At 50.5% G+C, this 19,399-nt stretch carries 16 protein-coding genes; 8 read left to right on the top strand and 8 right to left on the bottom strand.

Annotated elements, in window-relative coordinates; genetic code table 11:
• Nucleotides 1–142 precede the first annotated feature (142 nt).
• Nucleotides 143–1,558: a UDP-N-acetylmuramate--L-alanine ligase gene (gene murC / locus BUA40_RS02320; protein WP_072797848.1), complete on the bottom strand. Its 1,416-nt coding sequence runs from the start codon at nucleotides 1,556–1,558 to the stop codon at nucleotides 143–145.
• A gap of 174 nt (nucleotides 1,559–1,732) precedes the next feature.
• Between murC and BUA40_RS02315 the strand changes: the two genes are divergently transcribed.
• Together BUA40_RS02315 and BUA40_RS02310 are read left to right on the top strand one after the other, a co-directional pair.
• The gene (locus BUA40_RS02315) at nucleotides 1,733–2,278 is read left to right on the top strand and encodes a methylated-DNA--[protein]-cysteine S-methyltransferase (RefSeq protein WP_072797846.1); all 546 of its coding nucleotides are present in this window, start codon (nucleotides 1,733–1,735) and stop codon (nucleotides 2,276–2,278) included.
• 521 nt (nucleotides 2,279–2,799) lie between these two features.
• On the top strand, nucleotides 2,800–4,185 hold the full coding sequence (locus BUA40_RS02310; RefSeq protein ID WP_072797844.1) for a TrpB-like pyridoxal phosphate-dependent enzyme: 1,386 nt from the start codon (nucleotides 2,800–2,802) through the stop codon (nucleotides 4,183–4,185).
• A 73-nt stretch (nucleotides 4,186–4,258) separates the two neighbouring features.
• Here the strand turns inward: BUA40_RS02310 and BUA40_RS02305 are convergent, their stop codons facing one another.
• The 5 genes from BUA40_RS02305 to BUA40_RS02285 form a co-directional block, all read right to left on the bottom strand.
• Nucleotides 4,259–5,344, bottom strand: coding sequence for a sialate O-acetylesterase (locus tag BUA40_RS02305; protein ID WP_072797841.1), 1,086 nt, complete (start codon nucleotides 5,342–5,344; stop codon nucleotides 4,259–4,261).
• Nucleotides 5,345–5,451: 107 nt separating this feature from the next.
• The gene (locus BUA40_RS02300) at nucleotides 5,452–7,752 is read right to left on the bottom strand and encodes a DUF6055 domain-containing protein (protein ID WP_072797839.1); all 2,301 of its coding nucleotides are present in this window, start codon (nucleotides 7,750–7,752) and stop codon (nucleotides 5,452–5,454) included.
• Between the two features lie 122 nt (nucleotides 7,753–7,874).
• A complete protein-coding gene (locus BUA40_RS02295) occupies nucleotides 7,875–8,777 on the bottom strand; it encodes a hypothetical protein (RefSeq protein ID WP_072797837.1) in 903 nt (300 codons plus the stop codon).
• Nucleotides 8,778–8,936: 159 nt separating this feature from the next.
• Entirely contained in the window at nucleotides 8,937–12,365 is a 3,429-nt protein-coding gene (locus BUA40_RS02290; RefSeq protein ID WP_072797836.1) for an MFS transporter, read from the bottom strand.
• A gap of 125 nt (nucleotides 12,366–12,490) precedes the next feature.
• Nucleotides 12,491–13,021 carry a hypothetical protein gene (locus BUA40_RS02285; protein WP_072797835.1) on the bottom strand — a complete coding sequence of 177 codons (531 nt, stop codon included), beginning with the start codon at nucleotides 13,019–13,021 and terminating at the stop codon, nucleotides 12,491–12,493.
• Nucleotides 13,022–13,239: 218 nt separating this feature from the next.
• Between BUA40_RS02285 and grpE the strand changes: the two genes are divergently transcribed.
• Together grpE and BUA40_RS02275 are read left to right on the top strand one after the other, a co-directional pair.
• Complete coding sequence (gene grpE, locus BUA40_RS02280) at nucleotides 13,240–13,887, top strand: nucleotide exchange factor GrpE (RefSeq protein WP_072797834.1); 648 nt, start codon at nucleotides 13,240–13,242, stop codon at nucleotides 13,885–13,887.
• Between the two features lie 122 nt (nucleotides 13,888–14,009).
• Nucleotides 14,010–16,139, top strand: a complete 2,130-nt coding sequence (locus BUA40_RS02275) for a family 43 glycosylhydrolase (protein WP_072797833.1) — start codon at nucleotides 14,010–14,012, stop codon at nucleotides 16,137–16,139.
• 80 nt (nucleotides 16,140–16,219) lie between these two features.
• Here the strand turns inward: BUA40_RS02275 and tenpIN (BUA40_RS02270) are convergent, their stop codons facing one another.
• Entirely contained in the window at nucleotides 16,220–16,672 is a 453-nt protein-coding gene (tenpIN, locus tag BUA40_RS02270) for a type III toxin-antitoxin system TenpIN family toxin (protein ID WP_072797832.1), read from the bottom strand.
• 224 nt (nucleotides 16,673–16,896) lie between these two features.
• Entirely contained in the window at nucleotides 16,897–17,151 is a 255-nt protein-coding gene (locus BUA40_RS02265; protein ID WP_072797831.1) for a DUF2442 domain-containing protein, read from the bottom strand.
• 243 nt (nucleotides 17,152–17,394) lie between these two features.
• Here BUA40_RS02265 and rhuM point away from each other — a divergent pair, with 243 nt between their 5' ends.
• The 4 genes from rhuM to tenpIN (BUA40_RS02250) all read left to right on the top strand — a co-directional run bounded on the left by rhuM (nucleotide 17,395) and on the right by tenpIN (BUA40_RS02250) (nucleotide 19,399).
• Entirely contained in the window at nucleotides 17,395–17,703 is a 309-nt protein-coding gene (rhuM, locus tag BUA40_RS02260; protein ID WP_072797830.1) for a RhuM family protein, read from the top strand.
• A 23-nt stretch (nucleotides 17,704–17,726) separates the two neighbouring features.
• Nucleotides 17,727–18,287 (top strand): hypothetical protein, encoded by a 561-nt coding sequence (locus BUA40_RS02255; protein WP_072797828.1) that lies wholly within the window; start codon nucleotides 17,727–17,729, stop codon nucleotides 18,285–18,287.
• Nucleotides 18,288–18,460: 173 nt separating this feature from the next.
• Nucleotides 18,461–18,649: a hypothetical protein gene (locus tag BUA40_RS14320; RefSeq protein ID WP_143149661.1), complete on the top strand. Its 189-nt coding sequence runs from the start codon at nucleotides 18,461–18,463 to the stop codon at nucleotides 18,647–18,649.
• A 255-nt stretch (nucleotides 18,650–18,904) separates the two neighbouring features.
• Entirely contained in the window at nucleotides 18,905–19,399 is a 495-nt protein-coding gene (gene tenpIN / locus BUA40_RS02250; RefSeq protein ID WP_072797827.1) for a type III toxin-antitoxin system TenpIN family toxin, read from the top strand.

The following is a 19,399-nucleotide window of genomic DNA, read 5'->3' as shown; positions in this document are numbered from 1 at the left end:
TCCCTGCACCCTCCCCTTCCCTGGCCGACGCAGCCAGGACCTTGTCGATGAAGAACATTTGTTCTTTTTAACTATTTATCCTCACAACAAAAAAACTGTGACTTGAAAATCACAGTTTTTGAAGTGTTATAATTTACAAGAATTACATGATTTCTTGTTCTAATAATTGTTGCACGTGTTGTGCAAAGGACTGCAAGCTCGGGTCGCGGGCCCCCATCAGGAGGATGGTGTCGCCGGGCTGGGCGTATTCGACCATCTTCTCGGCGCATTTGTTGCGGTCTTCGATGTAGATGGCTTCGCAGCCCTTGATCAAAAGATCGTCGGCAAGGTCACCGGCGCTAATGTCGCGGGTGACGGTGCCGCCTGCGTAGTAGATTTCGCTGAAGAACATCACATCGTTTTCGCGGTCTTCGTCAATAGACTTCGGACGGAGCGTTCTAGCGATAAATTCCACGAGGTCTTTGCGAAGGAATCGCGTGGGTCCAAAGCCGTGAGGCTGGAACCAGGCGATGACGCGGCCTTCGGTAAAGTCCTGGGCGCTCTTGATGCTGGCGGCAATCTTCGCCGGATTGTGAGCAAAGTCGTCTACGAGAGTCACTCCGTTGAAGGTTCCGAGAATCTGGTGACGGCGGAACACGCCCGGGAATGTGGCAAGGGCGTCGGCGCAGGTATGCAGCGTTACGCCTGCGCGGAGTGCGGCAGCCGTTGCGGCCAAGGCGTTTTCCATATTGTGCTTGCCCGGGAGCGGTACGACGAATTTTACCAGTTCAGCCTGATGGCGTACGCGGAACTGAATCGAGGTTCCGACAGACTTGAAGTCCGTGCCCTGCACGCCTACGTAATTTTCAAAGCCAAAGTCGAATTCACGGCCGGCGCTGAACTTCTTGGCAAGCGGATGCGCGTCGTTCACGATCAGAATCTTGCCGTTGTCCAAAATGTTGTGGCTGAACTTGAGGAAGATTTCCTGGAGTTCGCTCATTTCCTTGTGGTCCTTGTCCACATTCAGAATCAGGCCGATTTCGGGTTCGTAGCGCACCAGCGTTCCGTCGCTTTCGTCTGCTTCGACCACGAGCCATTCACCCTTACCGGACACGGCGTTACCGATCTTGCCTTCCTTCTGCAAGTTCACGAGGCCTGCACCCGTCATTACGGAGGGCTGGAGGCCCGCGTATTGCAGAATGTGATAAATCATAGCGGTCACGGTGGACTTTCCGCTGGTGCCGCTGACGGCGATAGTCTTCGCTTCTTTAGAAATCTTAGCGAGCATTTCGCTGCGGTGCATCACCGGGATTCCCAGTTCCTTGGCGCGCTTCAAGTCCGGGTTCGTGTCTTCGATTGCGGTACTGACGACCACTGCATTCAGGCCTGCAACTACACCCGAGCCATCTTGCGGAAAGCACTTGACGCCGCATTCTTCAAGCTGATTCATAACGAGGGGCTTTTCTGCCGCTCCAAACTGGCGGTCCGAACCGCTAATTGCTACACCCTTGCCAACAAGATACTGGGCAATGGCACTCATGCCTACGCCCGCAACACCGATAAAAAAGTAAGATTCCATGCTAGGAAAGTTAGAAAACAGAACTTAGAACTTAGAGCTTAGAGTATAGAGAAATAGGCTTTTTTTCGTAATTAGTCTGAGTTCTAAGTTCTACCAACTAAGTTCTTACTAACCACTGCCTACTTCCTACAAAAACTTGTTGCCTGAAACTGAACACCTTTTTATATTCATACCATGAACTTCTCGGATTCAAGATTCACGACGATTGCGCACCGCAACTTGTGGGGCGAATGGACATTCGTGTTCGAAAAATCCAAACTGTGTAGCTTGCGCTATACGGGAGAAGGTGTTCCGAGTTCGGTTCAGGCCTGCGCCTATGCCGAGCCGGATATGGTTCAGACTTTATCTTCGACGGTGGCCCGCGCCTACCGCAAGGCCGTACAGCAATTGAACCTGTACTTGACCGGAAAGCTCCAGGAATTTTCGCTCCCGCTCAAGGTGTACGGCACCGATTTCCAGATGAAAGTCTGGGAAGCCATCACCCAGATTCCTTATGGAGAAACGCGTACCTACCAGCAGGTGGCCGAAGCGGTTGGAGAGCCCCGCGCCACACGTGCCGTGGGCGCCGCCCTCCGCGCGAACCCGCTACAGATCATCCTCCCCTGCCATCGCGTGGTGGGCAAGGGCGGAAGCCTGGTCGGCTACGCCCTGGGGCTCGATCTCAAGCGGAGACTCCTCGTTATCGAAGGCGCAATCCCGCAGGAACTCCTGCTAGAATAAGTTTTCATAATTTGTAAAAAAAGCACCTCGGAAATCCGAGGTGCTTTTTAAACGATGTTAACCAAAGACTGGCAAACTCTTTTGGAGTTCTCATACTTCTTTGGTCTGTTTATTATGCCGAGCTTTGGTAACAGGTATTAAGCTGTTATCAAAGCGAAGGAAGACCAAAGACTGACTAACCTTTTGGAGTTCTCATACCTCTTTGGTCTGTTTATTTTGTGCTTTGGGTTTACGGGAATGCGGGCGGAGTCTAATGAATTTCTTACCGCTGTGGACCGGGAGCGTTTTTGCGCCCTCGCCAGCATGCGACACGCGGACCTCCCCTGCTAGTTCTGTCTGCCCAGTAAATAGGTTATGATTGATAGCCATACTTTGAATTTACTAAAAAAATTTTTTCTGTCAACCATTCCAAATTAAACTACTTGGTGAGAACTACTTCCTTTGGGCTACACTCGTTTTTTTTATATTGTTAGGGCAAAATTTTGGTTGCGCCCCTGGCGGACCGCAAAAAAGGAACATATATGAGAAACTCGCTCAAGATCGAAGGTCAGGTCAAGACTTACCTTAAAGAAGATGAACTCCCGAAGGCATGGTACAACGTCCGTGCCGATATGAAGAAGAAGCCCGCTCCTCTCCTGAATCCGGGTACCGGCAAGCCGGTGACCTTCGAAGACCTGCAGCCGGTTTTCTGCGACGAACTCATCAAGCAGGAACTCGATAACGACACTCCGTACATCGAAATTCCGGAAGACATCCGCACGTTCTACAAGATGTACCGTCCGTCGCCGCTGGTCCGCGCCTACTTCCTCGAACAGGCCCTCGGCACTCCGGCTCACATCTACTACAAGTTTGAAGGCAACAACACTTCGGGTTCTCACAAGCTCAACTCCGCCATCGCTCAGGCCTACTACGCCAAGAAGCAGGGCCTCAAGGGCGTGACGACTGAAACGGGTGCAGGCCAGTGGGGCACCGCCCTTTCGATGTCCAGTGCCTTCTTCGGACTGGACTGCCAGGTTTACATGGTGAAGGTTTCTTACGAACAGAAGCCGTTCCGCCGCGAAGTCATGCGCACCTACGGAGCCTCTGTGACTCCGTCTCCTTCCATGAACACCGAAATCGGTAAGAAGATCAACGCCGAATTCCCGGGCACCACCGGAAGCCTCGGTTGCGCTATTTCTGAAGCTGTGGAAGCTGCCGTGAAGCAGCCGGGTTACCGCTACGTTCTCGGTTCCGTGCTGAACCAGGTGCTCCTCCACCAGTCCGTGATCGGTCTCGAAACCAAGGCCGCTCTCGACAAGCTCGGCGTGAAGGCCGACCTCATCATCGGTTGCGCTGGCGGTGGTTCTAACCTCGGCGGTCTCGTGAGCCCGTTCATCGGTGAAAAGCTCCGTGGCGAAGCCGACTACGATATTCTCGCTGTGGAACCGGCAAGCTGCCCGAGCTTCACTCGCGGTAAGTACGCCTATGACTTCTGCGATACCGGTAAGGTTTGCCCGCTGGCCAAGATGTACACCCTTGGCTCCAGTTTCATCCCGTCTGCCAACCACGCCGGTGGTCTCCGCTACCACGGCATGAGCAGCATCCTCTCTGAACTCTACGATCAGGGCCTGATGCGTGCAACGTCTGTGGAACAGACCAAGGTGTTCGAAGCCGCCAAGCTCTTCGCCCAGACCGAAGGCATTCTCCCGGCTCCGGAATCCAGCCACGCTATCCGCGCTACCATCGACGAAGCCCTCAAGTGCAAGGAATCTGGCCAGGCCAAGAACATCGTGTTCGGCCTCACCGGCACGGGTTACTTCGACATGGTTGCCTACCAGAAGTTCAACGACGGCGAAATGAGCGACTACATCCCGACGGATGAAGACATCGCCAAGAGCCTCGCCCAGCTTCCGAAGGTAAACGGCTAATTCCGTTCGACAATCATTTAAAAAGCCCCGGATTGAATCCGGGGTTTTTTGCATTGTAAGTTAACGAAGATTCTTAGTTCTTGCTACCAGTGACGCGGTAACGGAATTCTCGCCCATTTTTCTTGAAGCGAACAAATAGCGCCTGTTCTTTTTTGTCGTAATAGAGCTTCGGCTGTTCCGATTCTACAGCCTGCAGGCGCGGCAAGCTACGGATTGCAATCGTACTGTCTTGCGCCGTCGAATCCGTCTTGACCGAATCAACTTTTGAAGAGTCTTGTTGTGTGGAGTCCGTCTTCACGGTATCTTTTGCGGACGTATCGGGAGCGACTTCTTGAGCCTTCAGAAGTTCAAGCATTTTTTCGGCGTAGCGTTCCCCCAAAGTCTGGTAACCATCACGCGTAAAGTGCAACGTGTAGTTCGGTTCCTTGATGGCCGGGCAACCTTCGGCGGAAATCACATAGCCGTTCGGAATCAAGTCCGCCGCCTCTTTCACAGCGTCGTTACGCCAGCCCAAATCACCTGTCGGCGCAAGCTCGCCAAGCAAAATCGGAACCTTTTCCGGATCTAGCTCAAGTTCTTCAATGAACTGGTCGTAAACCTTCTTGACGCGTTCCGGCCAGTCCTTCATCTGGTAATCCGCTTCACCCTGATGGAACAGGAAGCCTTTGATGACGCCTTTCTGTTTAGCAATTTTACCCATTTCGACAATGCGCTTGTGCACATCGCCACCGTATTCTTCAAGATACGGAATCCACCAGGTATCGTTCTTGTTCTTGGCGTTCTGCACGTAAGCCGCATTGCGATCCTTGTCAAACAAGTCAATGCTCTGGCCGCCAATCGCCACGTTCGCGACAGCCACAGTAATGCTATCCGGCAATTCCTTGATCATTTTGCGACCGAAAAAGTCGACAATGCCGACCTTGGAACCGCTATGCCCCATCGGGGGTGCCGCCGGGTAAAACTCGCCCACGGTTTGCCCGGAATGGTTGCCTGCACGCAGTACCTGGAACCGCGGATTTGTTTGACGATCCGCATCGGTCACTGTTGCCTGCCCCGACATATTCGATTGTCCGTAGGCCAGGTAGATATGCAGATTAGGGTCTTGAGCCAAGGCGGCCACACAAAGCGCCGTCGTTAAAAATAGGGATTTTCCAAACATGTAAACCTCTTTTTTTCCACACCAAACGTATTGAAGATAATAAAAACGAATGAAAAAGAGTTTTTTCATTCGTTCTAAATAAGTTTATTTTGATGCACTGAGGCTGTTTACCGCAAGTTCACTCGGTGCATTTTATTAGATTCCTTGCCGCGAATAAGGTATGTGCCCGCGTTCAGGCCCGCCTTGCGCAAAGATTCTTGCAGCGAAATTTGACCTTGAATTCCGTTTTTAACGACACCCAGGTGCTTGCCGTTCAAATTGAACACATCGAAAGCATTGTCCTCGAGATTCAGGCGCAGGCGTTGAGTATTGATTAATTTAGAAGGACCCGTTTCAGTCGAATCGTCGGCCACGGCATACCATACGGCCTTATCCAGGCTTGCGGTCGCATCGGTTGGCGGAGTCGTAAGGTTTGCGCCGTAGTTTGCATTGTTAAGCATTCCGTTGTCGACCATGCCGTAGAAGATCCCCTTCGAAATTTCCTTGTCGAAGTTGTTTTCGAGGTCACCGCGCAACTGCGCCGTGCCAGAGAGCTTTTTGCCGTTTAATGCCCACATCACGCCATAGACCTGCGCATCGTCCGTCACCGTCGTATTCACGATAATCGAGAGCGCGCCGACCTTTGCCTTACCGGTAATGCTTCCGCTCACGAGCCACGCGTCTTCTTCGAGCACGGCATCGTCGCCAATGGTACCTGCAGTCACGAGCGCACGACCACGGACAATGGCATTTCCGCTGATGGTGCCGCCGTCTACGACCGCGAAGTCTTCGATGCGGGCGTTTCCAGAAACGGTGCCGCCGTTCACGACTGCATTGGGGCCCACGTACACGCTCGCATCGACCTTCGCTTTGCTGCTCACGAGGCCGCCGCCGTTGCTGTGTTTCGTATATCCGCTTGCATTTGCGGGTTTCCAGAAGTCCTTATTGTAGCCTTCGGGAGCACCGTTTACCACCTCGATCATGTACGGGTAGCGGTAAACGCTGTAGTAGAACTGGTCCCACAAAATCGTCTGCATCTCGGTCGGAGTCGCCGTCACGGCAAGCCACAATGCCTTGTCGTTTGCCTTCGTCTCAATTTCAATATTAAAACCTGTACCGTGCTTCATTTCGCTGTATCGCGGCGTTCCGTCCGCGCCCTCCGCGACTAGCCCGACTGTCCAGCCCGAGGCCGGGTCCGGCAGCTTGTCGGGCGCGTAATTGCACCATTTGTAGGTTTTGCCCTTGTAGTAGTCCGTATTGTCGCCAAAGCATGTGTAACCGCTAACCGTCGGCTTTTCCTGCACAATGCCGCGGAACTTGACCGTGACTTTGCCGGCGGAATCCGGATAGAGTCGCACCAGATTGTAGCCCCAGCGCTGCGGCGCCCAGTAGGAGGGCGAAATGTATTGTTCCGGGCATTCCTCTTCCATGCCTTCGCGAGGGGAATAATCCGGACACGGGATCTTGTTCAGCATGGTCACGCGCGTGTGTCTGCGGTAATTGTCGCCCCAGCTGGCGTCACGACGCGTCTTGAATTCATAATCGCCCCAGGACTTCTTGTATAGCGTCTTCTTTGCAGGTGCATATTCAAGCGTCGCGTTTTTCATGGCGAATTTGCCAAATTGCGCATTCAAACTATCAAGCGACCAGCCGTAAACCATCATCATCGCGGAGAACGGTGTCTGCTCCATGCGGCCATCTTCCCCGTCGCGAATCGATTCCATCCAAATTCGGTTCACCTCGTGTGCGCCCTTGTTGCCGCCGCCGAATTCTTCCTTGAGGTGTTCCAGGAATTGCCAGTTGCAGTAGCGGTCGCGTGTGGAGCCGTAATACAGATACGGGTAATTGATGAGGTATTCGGCGCAGTGGGCGTCGTTCGGATTGTACTGGTGCGCCATCCAGTTTGCATGGCTTTCGGCGAACCAGCCCGAATGGCTGTTGTTGCCCATCCAGCCGGCGACTCCCTGCAGACCGTGCGCAAATTCGTGCGACGTGCCCCAATAATCTTTCAGCGAGCCCACGCCAATCCACATGCCCGGTCCGAATTCGTTGTTCAAGCCTTTCACGTAGTCCTGCCCGCCGTAGAGCGCCGCCATCACGGAATTGTCGAACACGTAGATGTTGCTCTTGAGCTTTTTATCCGGGCTTTTCGGGAAGGGCAACATCCAGCCGAGCGAATCGATATAGAATGAATAAACTTTTTCGAGCGACGTGAGCACGCCCTGCGCATCCGCATCCGGAATGGAAACGTTGTTCGCCTGGCCGTCATCCGTCGTCGGCTTCTTGCAGACTTCAAAGTGCGCCGACTCGGCAATCAGCGTAAAGCCGTTACTGGTGCACTGGTTTACCCATTCAATGGCGGCGTTCGCGCTTACGGCACCTGCGCAAAATACCGCCATGGCAAAATTTATACCATGATTGATTTTCATACATTTTTCCCAAACAACACACCCACATGGGCGCTATAAATAAATATAAGCTCGTTTAACTAAAACGAGCTTTTGTATACGAAATTAAACATTATGCCGGTGAACAAGGTTCAACGCCAGAATTACTTTTTTTCAGGCTCTTTTGCCTTTTGGTCTTTGGCGGTCGAATCCTTGGATTTCTGTTCGTTTGCCTTCGGATCTTCCACTTTCTTGGTCTTCTCGGGGCGACCAATGTTCTTGTAATTCGGCGTAATGTTTATACAGGCCGGAATCTTGGGTGGCTGTCTGTACAGGGCCAATTCCTTGCTGAAAACGCCCTTGGATTCAGAATAGACGCTCCATTTGGTACCGGCAGGGCAACCTTCGATAGGTACTCTCGAAATGGCGGTAAACCTAGCTCCGGTAATCTTGTATTCAAAGTAATCAGTAGAAGATGTGTCCGGCAACTGGAGGGCTTTGGGGCCACCAACAGTCTTCGTTTTGCCGAAATAGGCCTTTTGAGCCTTGATGTAGTCCAGCGTGTGCTGTTCCAAATCTTCGACTGCAGAATCAACAGAAGCAAACTTTGCAGATTCCTGGCAACTACGAATCCCTGCGAAACCGCCCACCAAAACGACGATTACGGCAACCGGGATGGCAAGCTTTTTAAGCGGAATCTCCCCGATGTTGGTCAAAATTTCACGGAAAGATGTTTCTTCACCATCTTCTTCGGTCTCATCAGTTTCCCATTTAAGGAGCTTGATTGCCACAAGAATATGTACAAAGAACCTAGGTAGAGCAAGCCCCACCACAGCAATAGCCAACAACACGATTGCAATAAACAAGAAAACGGTCAAGGCCGATTCCGCTGACGGAAGCAGTTCTTGGACGTCTTGAAGCATCTTGAACAGCTGACGGTCTTCGGCAAAGTTCTGAAGCGCCATACGCCCGGTAAAGCTGTCATAGCGCGTAAGGCCAAGCTGAACGCCTTCGGATGCCATTTGCAGCACGGCAGCAAGCGCCCGTTCCAGGAACAAGAAAACCATGCCCACTAGGGCGATTAGCGACGAAATTAACCGTGCCGTTCGTACCGGGGTCAAACCTGTATTTTGTTGCTCAAGATTCATAAGCGATTATTAATGTGTAATGTGAAATGTGTGATGATAAATTATAAAATTTCACATCACACATCTCCTTTATGCACATTATTTTACACCGGCGAGTTCCTTGGCGACCTTCTTCGCGGTGGTAAAGTCTGCCTTGCCCGTACCGAGCTTAGGCACTTTTTCGACCGCAAAGGCAAGCGACGGGAGCATGATCGGCGGGAAGTTGCTTGCGCGCAATTCCGAAATCACGTCCTTCGGGTCTTTTTCGCCTTGGTACAAAAGAACAATCTTTTCGCCCTTGGCCGAATCCGGAATGGTCGTCACCAAGTAGTCGCAGCCTTCCAGGACCGGCGTATCCTGAATCTTCTTTTCGACGGCACCCAGGCTCACCATTTCGCCGCCGAGCTTTGCGAATCGGCTGTAGCGGTCCACAATCGTCAAGAATCCGTCTTCGTCCAGGTATCCCTTGTCGCCGGTGCGGTAGTAACGAATACCGTTGATTTTCACGATAACGCTATTTGTGCGGTCCGGGTCCTTGAGGTAGCCCTGCATCACCTGGCAGCCGCCAATCAGAATCATACCCGCTTCGCCTGTCGGGAGTGGAATGTTCGTTTCGGGGTCTACAATCAGGAACTGTGTTCCCGGAAGCGCAGGACCCACGGTACCCGGCTTATTATTTATCTGGAGCGTCGTGTAGTCGTTGTGCAGAGTGTTTTCGGTATTCACCGAGGCCACCGGAGCCGTTTCGGTGCAGCCGTAACCTTCGTAGATTTCTTTACCGAACTTGAGGCGGAATGCAGTTGCAAGTTCCGGGCGCAAGGCTTCGGCACCGGCAATAATCATGCGCACGTACTTGAACACCAACGGATGCACGTAACGGCTCACCGTAAAGGCTCGCAAGAACGTAGGCGTTGCCACCAAGCATGTCACATGGAATTCGGCGCATACGCGGGCCATGGTCTTTACGTCGGTGGGGTCTGCCACTGCCACAATCGGGCAACCCTCGGTCAAGTTCAAAAGCGTGGTTACGGTAAGGCCGAAGCTATGGAACAGCGGAAGTTCCGAAAGCATCACGTCGCCGCGGCTTACGTTAATAATGCACGCAAGCTGCTGAATGTTACCCATCAAGTTCCTGTGGCTGAGCATCACGCCTTTCGGAGTTCCCTCGGAACCGGAACTGAACACAATGACAGCCGTATCGTCAATCTTGGTACGCTTGCAGAAAATAAAGCGAATGAGCCACGAGGGCAGCACGATACAGGTAAGCAGCAATGCCGCAATCTTTGCCTTCGGGATTTCTTTCATCAAGTCTTCGGCGTAAAGAATGCGAAGTTTGTCCGAGGCAATTTCGGAGTAGTCGTTCCCTCTCCCCTTCAGTTTCTGGATAAACTGTTTGCTCGAAATGACCGTCGTCACGTCGGCGCGTTCGCAACAGTACTTGACGTTTTCGACCGACGAGGTGTAATTCAAGTTCACGTTCGTCTTGCCCATGACCCAGAGTACCAGGTTCACGATGACGCCAGCGGGGCTCGGCGGGAGCATGATACCGATATTCTGTTCATCTTTGCCAAGCTTTTTCCTTAAAAGCCCGCGGAATGCCATAACGGCACCCATGAGCTTGTAACCCGAAAAGTGTTTGCCGTCGGGGCTGTAAATAGCAGGGCCATGCTTCACGTAACGCTTGCAGGTTCGAATCCAGGACGACGCAATCGGGTGCACGAACTTGACGGCGTACTTCCAGGCATCAATCGAAATCTTGCGGACAATGGCGCGAATCTCGTTAGGAGGCGTCGTTGCGGGAATGGCATCGCCAAAGGCAACTGTCACGGAACGGTCCGAAGACGCGCCATACATGTTGGAGCCGCTATAGCTGTAGTTTGTGCCCCAGAGGCCCTGAATGTAGAACGGGACTATCACCGCGTCGGTCTCGTCAACAGCCGAAGAATAGTCAATGGTAAAGGGTTCCACGTGCGGGGACTTGGACACTTCGCCTGTCGGGAAAATGACCACCGCTTTACCGGCCAGAAGTGCCTCATGGACCTTGTCCATAGCTTCTTTGGGATTGTTATTGTCGATTCGGATCATGCCGAGACGCTTTAACACCGAGCGCAAGTACCAACGTTCAAAGTGGTCCTTGTTGCTGGCAATGCAAAGAGGACGCGGAGATGCCATCTGGAGCATGGCCCAGTCGATAAAGCTGTGATGGTTACCGACCAAGAGTACCGGACCTTCGTTGGGAATGTTCTGCACACCCAGCACGCGAATGCGGTAACGGTTAAACACCAGCTTAAGCAGAGTACGGAGCAAAGCCTGGGGCAAGTTGGAAATAGTCCAGACAAACACCACCAGCGACACAAGAGCGAGGCCCAAGAAGTAAAGCTGCGGGCGGATATCGGTGTAATGGACCATCATGGAGAACAGGAACAGGAAGGCAATCAGGACGATAGCCTGGATCATGTTTGCCAATGCCAGCACAGAACCCGAGTTGTTGGGACGCGTATTGTACTGCAAAAGGGCGTTCACCGGCACTAGGAACAGGCCGCCGAAAATACCCGTCAAGGAATAAAGAATCACCAAAGCCACCGGGTTCACAAAGAACGGCACCAGGAACATGCAAACGGACACGCCGATCATACCCATCGGGATAAAGCCGGTTTCAATAAAGTCGCGGGACTTGGTTGCGGCGATAATGGAGCCCACCATAAGGCCCACGAAAGCGAATGCAAGGTAATTCTGGATGGTGTCGATGGCATAGGAACCGGACACATCCTGGAACATCAGTACGAACACCTGGGCCAATGCCCAGAACATGGAAAGGGCGATAATGGATGCACGGAGAGTCGGCACGCGCCAACCCAGGCTCAAATGCTTCTTCACGTTCTGGATGTTCACGTTCTTGTTTTCGTACTTGACCTTGGGCACGAGGAAGCTGGATACTGTACCCAGCACGCCCACTCCGGCCAAAATCCAGGGAATGACAAGGGATTCCGACGTGATACGATGGACTGCGGCGTAAGACTGCAGGGATTCCAGGTTAATGAGGTTCACCCCCACCACTGCAAGCCAGGAGGCGCAAATAATGCCGCCCAGACCAAAGATTTGCAGGAATGCGTTAGCGAAACTCAGGTTGCGAACGCCGAACATTTCTTTTAGAATGCCGTATTTGGCGGCGCTATGTACCGCAAAACCGCAGCTAAGGCCAATGGACAACCAGAATGCCACGCGGGGGCAGCTGCAGGTGACCAACACCGCCTGGGCGATCACGAAGAGTGTCATCGTTAGGGATGACCAAGCCAGCACCTTGTTTTTAGAGAACCTGTTGGTGAAGAACCCCGCAAAGAATACCATTAGAATATATGGCGCGAGGAAGAAGATTTGGAGCATGAATGCTTGCCAGGTCTGTCCTGATTCCACATTGACGAAGGAGCCGGACAGAATTTTTTGTGCATAGATGAACACACCCATTTGCACAAAGGTCATTGCTAGTATAGACAAAAAGTAGCGGGTTGCACCCTTAGCTTTCCACATACATCACCTTTAAAAAGGGGAATTAAACTTTGATGTCAAATTTAAAAATTTCCCCGGTCAGCTTGACCGGGGATTTATTGAAATAGGCTATTTGAAAGTTTTAATGTAACAAAAAATTTAACCAACTATTGTTTGGGAGGCATGCCCACACCTGCCGATTTGAAGGCTTTTTTGGCGATAAAGGGCATCGCAATGAAAATCATGATATAGCCGAATACAAAACAGGCAATTTGCGAACCCACGAACATGGGCATATAAGGCGGTTTGTGGTCAGGCGGCATCAGCACGAAATAGGCAAAAGTTACCATGACGGCCGTCATGAGCGGCGTATAAATCAGGTTGGAAACGAAGGTTTCAATGATGTGAGTGGTTATTTTTCGCGGCTGCAGGTGGAATTTTCGGCCAAGAGCGGCATTCACCTTGCCCATGGGCACCACAAAACCGATGCCGAAGCTCACCACAAAGCTCAAGACAAAGCTGCCGAACCAACCTATAATAATAGGGGCCAAAGGCATGCCGGCAGGGCGTTCAGCCGTAGCGGTACCAAATATGCTGAGCGTAAAGCTCATCCATAGGGCCATCATAAATGAAATTCTGAGGCCGACAGCCTTCATTTGGGCTGGATTCGGGCCGCGATTCGGTGTTTCTGTATTCATATGGAGTCCTTCTTATAACTTTTATTTACAAAGATATACTCTTTTTTCATGAAAAAGCATTTTTGTTCAAATAATTGTAAAAAAGTCGTTGTATGTTTCAAAACAAAACAACTTTCTAATCTTTGCACTTGGCATGAAAATTGCTAAATATGGCACGGAAAATGTAAAACAGAGCCCCGACATATCAATGTGAGGCATTTTAAAAGGATTTTTTAGAAATGGCAGAAGATTTGAATCAGCAGGAACCGACCGCCGAAGAAAAGGCAAAATTCGAACAGGACGTGCTCAAGGCCGCCGAAGAAGCCATGAAGATGGAAGCCGAAGCCAACAAGGCTGACGAAGCCCAGGCCGAAGCTACCGCCGAGCAACCCGCTGAATCTGCTGAACAGCCTGCGGAACCAGCCGCGGCTCCGGACCCGACAGAAGTCCTGAAGCAGCAACTGGCCGACGCTAATGACCGCAACTTGCGCCTGATGGCCGAATTCGACAACTACCGCCGTCGTACCGCCAAGGAACAGCTCGAACTCATCGAAACGGCAAACGGCAAGCTCCTTGAAAAGCTCTCTGAAGTGCAGGACAACTTCGAGCGCGCTTTCGCGAGCGAAAACAAGGCCCAGGATTTGGAAGCCTTCGAGAAGGGCATGCAGATGATCTACAACCAGTTCGCAAAGATTTTGACCGATGCGGGCCTCGAGCAAATCGACCCGACGGGTGCCGAATTCGACCCGAACATGCACGAAGCCCTGATGCAGCAGCCCAGCGAGACCGTGCCCGAAGGCCACGTGGTGACCGTGTTCCAGAAGGGCTACAAGCTCAAGAACAAAATCTTGAAGACCGCGAAGGTGATTGTCTCGTCCGGCAAGTAATTCCACGAGACTCCCCCGCCCACTTTTGTAAAAATGTCAATGATAAGTTAATCCCGGGGCGTTCCGCGGGGCTTTTCGCAATATATCTTTATCTCTGGTGTTAAACATGTTTGGAGATTAAGATGAAAAATATTTTATCCGTTACTTCTGTATTGGCTTTGGCTGGAATGGCCTTTGCCCAGCAACCAATCATTACAACCAACTACACGTGTGACCCGGCGCCCTATGTCCATGGGGATACGGTTTACCTGTACACGACCCACGACGAGGACAATGCCGAAGGGTTCGTCATGTACGACTGGCTGTTACACACGTCTACAGACATGGTCAACTGGACTAGCCACGGGGCTGTGGCCTCCCTGAACGATATCAAGTGGAGTACTAAGACCAATGGCGCTTGGGCCGAGCAGGTTGTGTTTCGCAATGGCAAATGGTACATGTACGTCCCCATTCATGGTAACGGAATTTCTGTCCTGGTGGCAGATAGTCCCTACGGCCCCTTCAAGGAACCTCTGAACAAGGCCTTGGTTTGGCAGCGGCAACATTGGAACGACATCGACCCCACCGTCTGGATTGACGATGACGGCCAGGCCTATTTGTACTGGGGAAATCCCGACCTCTATATGATCAAGCTTAACGAAGACATGATCAGTACTTCCGGCAATATTGTTACCTACCCCAAGATCAAGGATTACCAGGAAGGCCCTTGGCTCTACAAGCACGGTAACCATTACTATATGGCTTTTGCTTCCACCTGCTGTGCCGAAGGCATCGGTTACGCCATGAGCAACTCCCCCACGGGCCCCTGGACCTACAAGGGCGACATTATGCCTCATTCCTCCCGCAGTAATGGAAACCACCCGGGAATCATCGATTACAAGGGAAAATCATACGTTTTTGGCCATCATTACCAGCTTTGGCACCAGAAATCCGATAAAATGGGCCTTAAGTTCCAGCACAAGGAACGCCGTTCTGTTGGCGTTGCCGAGATGAAGTATAATGCCGACGGAACCATCCAGAAGATTGACTGGTGGCCGGATAATGGTGTGGCCCAGCTGGAAGATTTTGACCCGTACAAGCGCGTGGAAGCGGAAACCATGTCCTGGGGCGAAGAAGTGAGGGTCCGTAAGAGCGGTGCTGCCGGCAATACGGTTCTCACCAACCTTACCGAAGGCAAGTACACCAAGATTAGCGGCGTGGAATTCGGTGACGCCGGCGCAGAATCCTTCTCGGCTTCCGTTTTGAGCGTTAAGAGGGCATCCTCCGTTACGGTTCGCCTGGACAAGGTGGATGGCCCCGTGGTTGCCAAGGCTGAATTCAGTAAGGACGGTCTGGTGACCGTGCCTGCCGAAGGTGCAGTTGGCAAGCATGATGTATTCTTCATGTTCGCAGGTGATTTCGAAGCCGATTACTGGGAATTTGAAGACAGCAAGACCGCAGTTCCTCAGGGGCCGTTCTGCAAGGCGAAACTCAACGACCCCGAGGCAAAATGCAATTTGCCGGTTGTGGGCGCGAAGGTCGAGGGCACGGCCAACTTCATCGACTTCGAGAACTACGATGTGGGCGGTGCGGGCAAGGCTTACTACGACATGGACACCAAGAACCAGGGCGGCGAATACCGCGAAGACCGCGTAGATATTGTCACCATGGAAGACGGGTGCGGCAAGGGTCTCGCCGTGGGCTACACCCAGAAGGGCGAATGGATGGAATATACCGTAAACGTCAAGGCCGAGGGAGCCCTCCCCTACGAACTTCATTACGCATCTGGCTCCGAAAGTTCTGGCGTGCAGTTCTTTATGGACGGCGAAGCCGTCACCGACACGCTGAAACTGGAAAGCACCGGGGATTGGGACACCTACACGACCTTGAAGGGCAAGACCACGAAGGCGCTTGCGAAGGGCGAGCACGTGTTCAAGGTGCTGATTACCGGCGACTACGTGAACCTCGACTGGATTGCCTTTGGTGAAAGCGAGAAGGGCGCTGCGGAAGATCGCTGCCCGACCACGGGCATAAAGCCGAAGTTCGCCCTAAACGGCGCCGGAGCCGCGGGCATGGCAAACGCTTTCGCGAGGGCCGCGGGCAGCTACAGGGTATTCGACCTGATGGGCTCCGAGCTCGGGAACATCCGCCTGAACGCCGGCGCGACGCTCACGGACCTCAAGGCCGGCCTCAAGACTGCCGGCTTCGGGAGCGGCGTCTACGTCGTCCGTAATCCCGCCGGAAAGACCCTGAAATTGCAAGTCGGGGAATAAGTTCCCGCGGATCTTAAACCGCGCGCAGCCTCCCCCGCATTAAAAATCCTCCCCTGCGGAGGATTTTTTCATTTTTTGCTCTATTTGGCCGTTTTTATCAAATAACTTCGATAAAAGGTTAATGACGAAAAATTGTATTTAGGAGGCAAAGGCTCTTTGTTCAAGCCTTCTATAAAATCATCTATATACTTTTGAAATTTTTCCACAATAAACACATAGCGTTTCATCAGCTCCGTATGTTCTTTTGAGTCAATATGCGCCGGCATCCCCACTTCATCTTCATTGAATATGATGACACTTTTACTAAAATCTAGACCCGATGATGTGCGCTTTGCGTTTTCGCATTCAAATTTGTACGCATGCGTATGCTGGATATTCGATCTAAACGGAATCGCAAATTTTAGGGAACGATATTCCACAAGCAAGACTAAATACGGACGATTTTTCTTCGCAAGAATTTCTGTATTATCAGCATACCTTTCATAAAATATTGGTGACAGCAACATAACTTTTGGAGCATCTTCTTTTTTCATAATTATCCTTTTTTATCCAAATAAAAAAGAAGCCGTTTTTATATGGATATATAAAAACGACTTCATCTAATGAGCTTTCTTTTTTATCTCAGGTGGTCGCTCTACCACCCTGTCATCAATTTGAGTTTTCTTTTTTTCTCAGGTGGATACTCTGCCACCCTATCTAACCCAAATATACATTATTCATTAACAAAAAACAATATATTTCGAAAAAATTCCACAAATCAAGCTGGATAGGATTCGGAATTCTGAAGGCTCTTGATGTATTCCGGGGCAAAATCAACGCCATTTGACCATGTGATTGTGTGCGCTTGCAATGTGAAATCCTTAAAGGTATTGATGTCTGCTAGTTGCTGCACGATGGGGCGGTGGTCCGACTTGATGACGCTTTCGAAATCAGCGACAAAACGGCATCCGTCATTGAATTCGACGGATATCTTGTAATCGCCAATATATTTCGCGTCAGTCACATGAAGCATAGTCTAGACCAAGGTCTAAAGTACATTTATAACAGTGAAATGTCAAGGAAATAGAGATCAAGTTCCTCCCCAAATATTTTTTTCCTTCCGCTAATTTTGTATATTATCCTAGACAGGCACTGGTAGCGGATTTCCGTCTACAAGCCACGTTCAACTAGAAAAGCCGACTTTTGTTATATCCCCAGAGGACTCTGGGAGTTTTATATATCAAAAGCCGGCTTTTTTTGTTTATAGGAGTAAAAAATGGATAAAAAAGAAGAAAAAGGTGAAATTGTGCTCTACCAGCCGGATGGTGAAGTCCGGTTGGAGGTTCGTGTTGAAAACGAGACCGTATGGCTGAATCGTCAACAATTGGCGCTATTGTTCAATCGTGACATTAAAACGGTAGGTAAGCATATCACAAATGCTTTGAGGGAAGAATGTCAAAATTCAGTTGTCGCAAAATTTGCGACAACTGCCGATGACGGCAAAATTTATCAAGTTGAGCACTATGATTTAGACATGATTTTGTCTGTGGGTTATCGTGTAAAATCGGCAAATGGTACGCCGTAAACCAACGAAAAATTGCAACAGACTTGCAAATTGTAGACCGTTTGCATGAGCAGCGGCAGCTAATTGAGGACCAAAATGTAAAAATTGAAGGTGTGGAAAAATCCATAGCCGAACAGGATTCCCGCCTTTCTGCGGTCGAACAACGCATCGATTTCTTCGTCAAGGCTTCGCAAACTCCTACAGGAGGCATACTTGCGACTGGAACACGTTTTGACGGGCTCGTTTTAATTGCTGATCTCGTGAAGTCGGCGAAGCGTTCTGTAGTTTTTATTGACCCGTATGCCACAATCGAAGTACTGAAATTTGCGGCGATGCGTATGAAGGGCGTCAAGGCCGTTATTTATTCTCCAAGAATCACTCCCGAATTCAAGGAGGCTGTAGCCTTGCACAAAAAGCAATATCCTGACCTAGATTTAAAGACGATGCGGACGATTCACGACCGGTTCCTGCTGATTGATGACACAGTCTATCACTTTGGGGCTAGTTTCAAAGATATGGGCAATGAAATGACCGCTTATAGCGTTCTGAACTTTGTGACCCCTGAGGAGGTTATCGAGAAAGTACAGGAAAGCACCAATGCTTGAAAAAAAACGAAAGGGGAACATCTCCCCCACGGAGATTTTTTTTATTTGATACAGAACAGGGCGGTAGGTCGCTGCCTGAGATAAAAAAGAAAGACCAATTTGATGCCCCCAAATTTTTTGGGTGATTAGAATAATCTCTTGACAATGGGATAATCTGAAAATAGATTAGAGGTATGATGATAAAACCAACATCGACATTTGATAGAATTATGGATGACCCGAAGCAGAAAGTGGCTTTCGAAAAGGAATATGCAAACTTTCTTCAATCAGAAATGAAACTCCAGAAGGCTCTTGCCGAGGGCGAACGATCCGCCGAGCAAGGCGGGTGGCTTTATGCTGCAGACGTAAGGAAGAAATTTTAGGCCCTTTTTGTGCTGACCTCCCCTACGGAGGATTTTTGCGTTTTTAGAACCTTTTCGAAATTTCACTTGCTTTGTCAGAGAAATTTTTGTATATTAAGCACAGAACAGGGCGGTAGGTCGCCGCCTGAGAAAAAAAGAAAGACCAATTTGATGAAACAGGGCGGTAGGTCGCTGCCTGAGATAAAAAAGAAAGACCAATTTGATGCCGTTTTTTATATGAAAGTATAAAAGACGGCATTTTTTTTTGAGGAAAATATGCTAGAAAATCATTCTCTTGTCCGGCTAAACGCCGAGTTTTTTGAACGTCATAAGGACCATGCTGAAATATTAAGCAAGCAGGAAAGGCCTCATCTCGTGCTGGTTATCCAGGTTGGGGCGCTCACCTTTGCCGTTCCATTTCGCACCAGCGCACACCGTCCAAAACTTGGTAAAATATCGCACTGTTTCTTCTTTTCGACATCTGGCCGACGCAGTCTAAGCAAGGAAGGGAAAATTCCTGCTTTGGATTTTTCAAAAGCAGTCGTTGTGACTGAACGGGATATCGGCAAGGATGCGGTTATCGACCATGCGGAATTCATCGAAATGCACGACAATATGAAAACGATTGAAGCGCGGTTCCGGGCGTTCTTGAAGTATTATCTCGATTGTATAAAGACTGGGGAAAATCTCGATAAACCGGTAATTCGGTATTCCGCTTTGCAGTATTTCAAAGACGAAATAATGTCCCTAAATTTTGAAAACGATACTTGA

Source organism: Fibrobacter sp. UWT2 (genome assembly GCF_900142545.1).
In the GTDB taxonomy this organism is placed as follows: domain Bacteria; phylum Fibrobacterota; class Fibrobacteria; order Fibrobacterales; family Fibrobacteraceae; genus Fibrobacter.
The sequence above is the reverse complement of the archived record's forward strand: the minus strand, read 5'-3'. Positions and strand labels throughout refer to the sequence as shown.